This window comes from Bdellovibrionales bacterium, from assembly GCA_019750295.1.
Lineage (GTDB): Bacteria > Bdellovibrionota > Bdellovibrionia > Bdellovibrionales > JAGQZY01 > JAIEOS01.
This window is the reverse complement of record JAIEOS010000066.1, coordinates 59985-67659: the sequence shown is the minus strand read 5'-3', so window position 1 is coordinate 67659 and position 7675 is coordinate 59985. Positions and strand designations below refer to the sequence as shown.

Sequence of the window (7675 nt, the reverse complement as noted above, 5' to 3'; positions counted from 1 at the left end):
TCGGACTTAAATCCCAAAACATCCCCGCGACTTAATCTTTCAGACAGCGTCGGCAAAAGCACCGTTCCTAAACTGACTGCCACCATCGATAATGGGAGCTCCAAGAGTCGATCCGCGAGATAAATATAAGTGACAGATCCTTCCTGCAGGTGAGACGCAAATGAGATGTTAATTAATCCCATAAATTGCACAATACCCAACCCGATAAGACTCGGCACAAAGGCGCGCAACACTTTTCGGACCGACGGCGAATAAATATTCCTCCACGACCAGTCGAGCGGAATATTTAATTTAAAAAATGTAGGAAGTAAGGTCACAAACTGAAAAAATCCCCCGACAATCACCGCCCACGACAACAACGTTCCCGAAATCTCCCCGGTGATGTAACAGTACAAACTGGCTGCAATGTTAACGAGGTTAAAGTAGCAAGGCGCCAGTGCCGATGCCATGAACTTTTTGTGCGCATTCAAGATCGCCATGAAGTAGGCAAACAAACTCATCAGGTACAAAAACGGAAACATGATTTTTGTCATGGTGATGGTCATGTCGACTTTTCCGGGCACAGCGGTAAATCCGTCGCCACTGACGATCCAAGGCATGATGGTTTCCATTCCCAAAATCATCACCACGGTAAAAGGAATGAGTATTAAGGAGAGCACCATCAACAATCCCGCAGTCAGCTGGGCGCGTTTGGCATCATCCCCCTGCTCTTTGTGATCGATATAAACAGGAATAAAGCAGGCCGACAGCGCACCCTCTCCAAAGATGCGACGGAATAAATTGGGAAAGCGAAACGCCGCCAACCACGCATCCGAGACCGTTTTCCCAAAGACCGCGACAAATAAAGCATCTCGAATAAGCCCCAACACTCGACTGGCAAATGTCCCAGTTGCAAAATAAATGGCTGATTTTACTACGGAATCTTGCTTTTTAGACATCGGGGAGTGGCCTCATTTTAGTCCGAAAAAGGCTTGTTAAATGCCTGTTTTTATTATAGATCTGTGCCTCGGATTAAAGAGTACTGTGGAGGAATTACCTTGGCAAATATTAAGTCAGCAGAAAAACAAGCTCGTCAAGCAATCGTAAGACGTGATCGCAATCAACAAACTAAAAAAGCTGTTCGCACGAGCGAAAGAAAACTCAGAGAAGCAATGTCCTCTGGAGCTGCAGATAAAATCGAAGAACTCTACAGAGATTTTTCTTCTAAGATCGCAAAAGCAGCACAAAAAGGAATCATTCACGCGAGCACAGCCTCTCGCAAAGTGGGCCGCATCGCCACTGCCATCTCTTCAGCTGCAGCTAAAAAGTAATTCCACTCCTCTTGTAATTATGAATAAAGGATCCAAACACTCGTGATGGATCCTTCTCTTTTTTAGACGTCCAAAAATAAGACCTAGGTCATAGCCCTTGTCGCTTAAGTTTGAGCTAATAATTTTTATGGCACTTCCGTTGCCGATCCTCCTCCCTTTTGAGAAAATATGGGGTGCCGAAATGTTTTTCGGAATTGAACGACTCAGGAGGAGCCATGAATTTACTCAAATTAATCTCTATCGCATTGATCTCGAGCGGCCTTCTGCTCGCATGTAGCAAAGACGAAGATGCCGTTGATAATCAGGAAGTGGGACAACAAATCGGCGACGTTATGGCGTCTGTGGACGAGGCCGGTCAGTCCTCAGGAACTCTCGCTACCAACGAACTTCAATTTAAAGAGGGTGTGAGGAAAACCTTTAAGCGTTTAGCTCCTCAGGACACTCCTATTTTTAGTAGTCTTTTCCCACAAGCCTTTGCGGCCTCGTGCAGTTCGGCGCCGGGGTTCGGTTCGTGCTCCGGAACCTTAATCACTCGTGATTTCGCGGGATGCACCGTGGGCCAAGCCACCTTCAACGGAACAGTTATTCTCACGTGGGGTGGCGCTGGCGTCACCAACTGCTCTTTGGGAACTGCGGGAAGTCACATCACTCGAGTTCCCGACTTTTCGGTGAGCGGTTTACGTAACGCCACTCTGGATGTTGAAAAGACCGGGAGCATCGGACAACGAATCACTTGGGATTCGGGCTCTGGCAGCAACAAAACGTTCTCGGTCACCAACGACGGAGTTCGTCGTACCTTTTCGATCGCCGGCTCGACGCTCTTCGATTACACAACCACGATCACATCACCGATCAGCGTGGTCGGAACCACTCGCGCTTCTCGTGTGATGACCGGCGGTAATCTCAGAGTGACAAACAATAATAGTGGCAATGTTTGTAACTTTGTGCCGACGAACGTAACGTGGAATAACTCATCCTGCAATTGCCCCACGTCGGGCACGTGGGCGGGCTCTTGCTCCAGCGGTGGAACGGCCTCAGTGACCATCACAGGTTGCGGAACGGCCGACCTCACTATAGGCGATGAATCTGAAAGTATTTCCTTCGATCGCTGCTCGAATTAATTTTTTTGAGAGGGAGTCCTATTTACAAGGACTCTCTTTGATTAGTGGGACTTTGACGGTCCACTCTTGTTCGAAGACCTGATTTTCTGTTTCTATTTTATTTTTAATTTCGCTATTCATTCGCCGACGAAAACTCTGTTCTTTTTGAATATCGAGTAAACCAGCACGACACAGGGGCAGGGATAGCTCTCCCGGGTGCATAAACGCTTTTGCTGGTGCGACTAACGGGGTTCCGTCCGCATACAGCGTTCGAATAAGAATCTTTATTTTAATTTGAGGATAACGTTGCCGAATCTCCGCGTAAATCTTTGTATCCTTTTCGCCATTATCCCCAATAAGAATAGCCGCATCGTACTTTTGCGTGTCGAGCAACTGACTGATGACATTTAATTTATGCAGAGACTGCTCCCCCTGTGTCCAAAAATAAATGGGACTCTGAGGAAATCCATTGTACTGAATAAAATAGGTATGACTTGAATACATAAGGGACTCGGGAGCGTTGGTGACATAAATCAAATCGAGATCATTCTGCGTAACGAGCTCGTTATAAATGTCTACCATTCCTCTAAACACAGGCCCGGCCTTATTGGCATTGGCTAAGCTATCAAAAAAACTTTTCACATGAGACACCTTGAGAGTGTCATCAATATCCGACACGACAAGCATTCGACCCCACACTGGGCCGGCAAAAGTAATACTTAAAATCAAAATAAGAATGAATTTCATGGACTTATTTTTAAGGATGCGAGGATTTTAGACAAGGTTTTTCGTCGAGCATGGGAGCTTTTCGTGTCCATGCGGCATCATAAACCTGATTTTCTACGATAACTTTGTGACGTAGCTCTTGATTGATCGTGGCTCGGAACTGGAGCTCCGAGGCTGGCGGGATTAAGCCCATCTTGCAAAGCTCTCGCGAAACCTCTGCCGAGCTCATAAAAGCTTTCGCCCCGTCCTCGAGAGGAGTTCCACCGTTCGCATAAAGATCTCGAATAAAGGTCACAAAGCGCGTCTCTGGAAAAGCGGTCTCAATCTTTTTATAGACCATAGGATCTGCCTTTCCGTTGTCGCCCACTAAAATCACAAGCTCGTAGTTTTTATCTTTAAGCAGCTCAGACAAAGTGGCGAATTTGTGTTCGGATTTATAACCCTGGGACCAAAAGAAAATATCCCCTTCGGGAAACTTATGCTTCTTGAGGAAAGCACTATGGCTTTGGCGCATAAAAAAATCATGGGCATTCGTCACATAGACAATTTTAACGTCCTTATGCTGAGCCAACATCCCGTAAAGCTCGGCCATCCCCCGAAACGAGGGCCCCGACCGATAGGCATTGATCACATTCCAAAATAAATTCTGAGCGCGAGACACCTTCAAAGTATCATCAATATCCGAAACGAGGAGGACTTTTCCGTGCGAAGAGTGAACGTAAAATAAAGAGAGGAATACAAAAAGGCGAACCATAGCTCTAAAGTTGTAGAATCTGTTTCTGCAAAAATCAAGGCCGGGTGAGCGCGATCGAGTTGAACCTACGATTGAGGAAAGTTTCGGTTCGGTGAAAAGTCTATGCTAGAGAAGAAAAATAATTTACCGGTACTAAAAACGGAGTAAAGGTCGAAACCAACTGCCGCAGCGATACCAGCAGAGCGTCAATCCGGTGGATTTTTTTGGAATAAATTTGACAGGATTTCTTGCTGTTTTATTCGCGTTTATAGAAAGGTTTTAAAGTTGTGCGTAGAGCATCACGCGTGACTTTAAATCTCCCTCCACAGGAGGTTAAGAGAAAGTTAAAGTGATCTTATAAATGTCTTTTTAAATTTGTCCGGTCATCAAAAACTGCAAACCATCAATTTTAAAAACAAGTGTTATATTCCCTTCTGATGGAGGAAAAAAATGGATTTCAAAAACATGAACAACAAAGAGCTCGTTTTAAGTTTCGAAAAGTCGGTGGCGAGCGAACGAAAAATGACGGCAGAAATAATTCGCTATATTGCCGAGATTGATCGGCGCAGACTTTTTATAGAAAAAGGCTTCACGAGTTTATTTGATTATCTCACCCGCGAAATTGGCTACAGTCCAGGTTCGGCCATGCGAAGAATCGATGCCGCACGTCTTTTACAAGAAATGCCAGAAGTGATTGTTAAATTTGAAAATGGCGACATCACCTTATCGCAGGCGACACAGGTTCAAAAGGCCTCGCGTGATCAAAAAAGAATTAAAAACACTCATTTAACCCCGCACGATAATCGGGAACTTTTCACTCAAATCGAAAAGTTGAGCCAAAAAGAAACCGAACAAATTATCGCTCATAGATTAAATATTCCCGTTCCAAAATATGAAAAAGAACTTCTGCACAAAGATAATTCCGTGACCCTCACGCTGACTTTAACTCAAGAACAAATGGTGATTCTGGAGAAAGCTCAAGATATGATCGCTCATACCGGAGCCAACGCCAACTGGGCCGATACGCTCACTTATCTAGCGAAGAAGGAATTAGCTCGTCGTACCCACATTCGATCACCAAAAAATCCAAAGAGAGCTCCGAAATCCACTGCCGTAGCGGAAGTGAATGACGGCATAGCCTCTGAAACTTCTGAAACAATTCGCTCCAAGCGCGACCCCACTCCTCAGGCCCTTCGAAGACGATATATTTCTCAAACCATTCGTAAAAAATTACTTCATCCCAATGCCGTATGTGCTTACAAAGACCAAAACGGCAAATCCTGCGACAACCGCAGATTTTTACAGTTGGATCACATACAAAGCTGGAGCCGCGGCGGAAACAATACGGTAGATAACCTGCAAGTCCTATGTGGCGTTCACAATCGTCTTAAATACAGATCAGAGATGGCCATAAATCTAAAAGGCCTAAAAACTTAGCCGCCTACAAGTTCGGAGCGTTTGCTTCCACTCGCTGTATCGAAAAGATTAACTGAATTATAATACTAATTAAAATAAAACGGGGCATCTACAAAAGCGCAGTATGACTGCGCATCTTATCTCTTATCTAAACTCAGAACCTAGTGGCGTTCAAATACCGTCAACCCCAAGCAAACCCAAGACCGATGTTTTGCTTTTCGGTAGAAAACCTAGAACCCTTTTTTGCGTTTGCTGGAAGGCAAGATTTTCAACATGTCGCGATACTTCGCCACGGTTCGACGAGCAATAATGATCCCGTCTTTTTTAAGAAGATCGACCAGCTTTTGATCCGACAATGGTTTTTTATTATCCTCGTCAGAAACCAAATCTTTGATCTTCATTTTGACCGATTCGCTCGCTAATGAATCTCCATCATCTGTAGAGATTCCCGAGTTAAAGAAATATTTAAGTTCGTAGATTCCCTGGGGAGTGTGAACGTACTTGTTTGTCGTCACCCGACTCACCGTGGACTCGTGCATACCGATGTCGTTGGCAATATCACGAAGGATCATGGGCTTAATAAACGAGGTGCCCTTTTCGAAAAACTCACCCTGATGTTTTACAATACTCTCGGTCACTTTGTAGATCGTGCGTTGGCGCTGATGAATCGAACGAATGAGCCAAAGCGCTGAACGTAATTTATCCTGCACATAATCTTGAGCTTCGTTTTTAGGTCCGCCCTTTTTCTGCGCCATGTTTTTATAAAAATTCGAAATTCTTAACTTAGGAAGCCCATCTTCGTTCAAAGAAACAACGTACTCATCTCCCACTTTGTAAACATACACATCGGGAGTCACGTAGTGAGTGTCGTTGGTGGAAAACTGCCGACCGGGCTTGGGATCCATGGTGTTAATGATCTTACACATGTCGATCACTTCTTCGAGCTGAAGTCCCATTTCCTTCGCGATGTTTTGATAGTTTTTACGCTCAAGATCTTTCATGTGATTGGTGATGAGCTTGACGAAATCTTTGGTATCTTCCTGGAGATGTTTTGCTTGCACCAATAAGCACTCTTGAAGATCTCTCGCACCGACACCCGGAGGATCAAACTCTTGGATGAACGGCAATGTCTCTTCAAGATCTTTTTCCGAAACTTTTTCTTCCTGGGCAATCTCAGCCAACGGTGCGGAAATGTAGCCGTCATCATTGATCGAGTCGATCAAGATCGTCGCTAAATGCAATTCTTCCTCGTTAAAGCCATACATGCTGGCCTGCCAGTGCAAGTGATCATGCAAGGATTCTTTGGTCGCAATGATGTTCTCATAGTTCATGATCTCTTCATTGCCGCCGGCGGATCGCTCGCGGGATTTATTTTGATTTTCAAAGTAGGAATCCCACTCGAACTCATCTTGCTTGCGGGGATCTTGTTCGTTAGCGGTCGTTCCGCTCTCGGCGTTGGCCGCTTCGGCCGGAGTTTCTTTTTCATCCGCGCCCTCTTCGAGCACGGGGTTCTCCATCATTTCCTTGCGGACTGCGGTCTCTAATTCTAAACGGGAAAGCTGTAAAAGTTTAATCGCCTGCTGAAGCTGTGGCGTCATCTTGAGTGTTTGGCGCAAGGCCATACTTTGCTTCATCGAAATCGACATGGAACCTTCTCTTGTTGTTTAATACTTAAAGTTTTCACCCAAATAAAATTTACGAGCTATTGGAGATTCTGTGATCTCCTTGGAGGTGCCCTGAACTTGAACACTTCCTTCCTTCATTATATAGGCATGATCGCAAATTTCTAAGGTCTCTCTCACGTTATGGTCTGTAATTAGGACCCCGATATTTTTCTCTTTCAATTTGCGAATAATTTTTTGAATCTCAGCCACCGCAATGGGATCGATCCCGGCGAAAGGCTCGTCCAGTAATATAAACTTTGGAAAGCCCGCCAAAGATCGAGCAATCTCCACTCGGCGGCGTTCACCGCCCGAAAGCGAATAGCCATAATTATTGACGATATGCTCAATGCTGAAATCCGAAATCAATTGCTCGTAGCGTTCATTCCGACGACCGCGTGCATGAGTGGAGGCCTCGATGGCGGCATACAAATTTTCTTTGACGGTGAGCTTTCTAAAAATGCTCGGCTCTTGGGGGAGATAACTAATACCGAACGTGGCGCGTTCATGCATCGGGAGCTTACTGATCGAGGCCCCATCGACAGTGATTTCACCTGAATCCGGAGTGATAATTCCAACGACCATGTAAAAGCTTGTGGTTTTTCCTGCACCATTGGGACCGAGGAGCCCCACGATTTGCCCCGATTGGACTTTGAGAGAAACGTCTTTCACAACGACGCGTTTCTTATAGGCTTTAGAAATCTTGGTCGCGATCAATTCGCTGTATTT

At 45.2% G+C, this 7675-nt stretch carries 8 protein-coding genes; 3 read left to right on the top strand and 5 right to left on the bottom strand.

The genetic code is table 11. The features are described 5' to 3' along the window. A partial coding sequence (gene murJ / locus K2Q26_11840) for a murein biosynthesis integral membrane protein MurJ (GenBank protein ID MBY0316207.1) occupies positions 1-938 on the bottom strand: 938 nt, incomplete at its 3' end. Between the two features lie 99 nt (positions 939-1037). Here murJ and rpsT point away from each other — a divergent pair. Then, positions 1038-1310, top strand: coding sequence for a 30S ribosomal protein S20 (gene rpsT / locus K2Q26_11835; GenBank protein ID MBY0316206.1), 273 nt, complete (start codon positions 1038-1040; stop codon positions 1308-1310). 215 nt (positions 1311-1525) lie between these two features. Continuing rightward, positions 1526-2431, top strand: a complete 906-nt coding sequence (locus K2Q26_11830; protein ID MBY0316205.1) for a hypothetical protein — start codon at positions 1526-1528, stop codon at positions 2429-2431. A gap of 18 nt (positions 2432-2449) precedes the next feature. On the opposite strand, the gene K2Q26_11825 is transcribed toward K2Q26_11830, so the two are convergent. Together K2Q26_11825 and K2Q26_11820 are read right to left on the bottom strand one after the other, a co-directional pair. Next, entirely contained in the window at positions 2450-3157 is a 708-nt protein-coding gene (locus K2Q26_11825) for a DUF2183 domain-containing protein (GenBank protein ID MBY0316204.1), read from the bottom strand. 10 nt (positions 3158-3167) lie between these two features. Then, positions 3168-3890 carry a DUF2183 domain-containing protein gene (locus tag K2Q26_11820; GenBank protein MBY0316203.1) on the bottom strand — a complete coding sequence of 241 codons (723 nt, stop codon included), beginning with the start codon at positions 3888-3890 and terminating at the stop codon, positions 3168-3170. A 429-nt stretch (positions 3891-4319) separates the two neighbouring features. Between K2Q26_11820 and K2Q26_11815 the strand changes: the two genes are divergently transcribed. Beyond that, positions 4320-5306, top strand: a complete 987-nt coding sequence (locus K2Q26_11815) for an HNH endonuclease (GenBank protein MBY0316202.1) — start codon at positions 4320-4322, stop codon at positions 5304-5306. Between the two features lie 209 nt (positions 5307-5515). Here K2Q26_11815 and rpoN read toward each other — a convergent pair whose 3' ends face one another. Together rpoN and lptB are read right to left on the bottom strand one after the other, a co-directional pair. Continuing rightward, positions 5516-6907 (bottom strand): RNA polymerase factor sigma-54, encoded by a 1392-nt coding sequence (gene rpoN, locus K2Q26_11810; protein ID MBY0316201.1) that lies wholly within the window; start codon positions 6905-6907, stop codon positions 5516-5518. Positions 6908-6949: 42 nt separating this feature from the next. Next, the gene (gene lptB, locus K2Q26_11805; GenBank protein ID MBY0316200.1) at positions 6950-7663 is read right to left on the bottom strand and encodes an LPS export ABC transporter ATP-binding protein; all 714 of its coding nucleotides are present in this window, start codon (positions 7661-7663) and stop codon (positions 6950-6952) included. Positions 7664-7675 lie beyond the last annotated feature (12 nt).

Bases quoted from the DNA above. Each gene is read 5' to 3' on its own strand.
- K2Q26_11830 (MBY0316205.1), top strand. From the start codon at position 1,526: ATGAATTTACTCAAATTAATCTCTATCGCATTGATCTCGAGCGGCCTT.
- K2Q26_11825 (MBY0316204.1), bottom strand. From the start codon at position 3,157: ATGAAATTCATTCTTATTTTGATTTTAAGTATTACTTTTGCCGGCCCA.
- K2Q26_11815 (MBY0316202.1), top strand. From the start codon at position 4,320: ATGGATTTCAAAAACATGAACAACAAAGAGCTCGTTTTAAGTTTCGAA.
- K2Q26_11820 (MBY0316203.1), bottom strand. From the start codon at position 3,890: ATGGTTCGCCTTTTTGTATTCCTCTCTTTATTTTACGTTCACTCTTCG.
- rpoN (MBY0316201.1), bottom strand. From the start codon at position 6,907: ATGGCCTTGCGCCAAACACTCAAGATGACGCCACAGCTTCAGCAGGCG.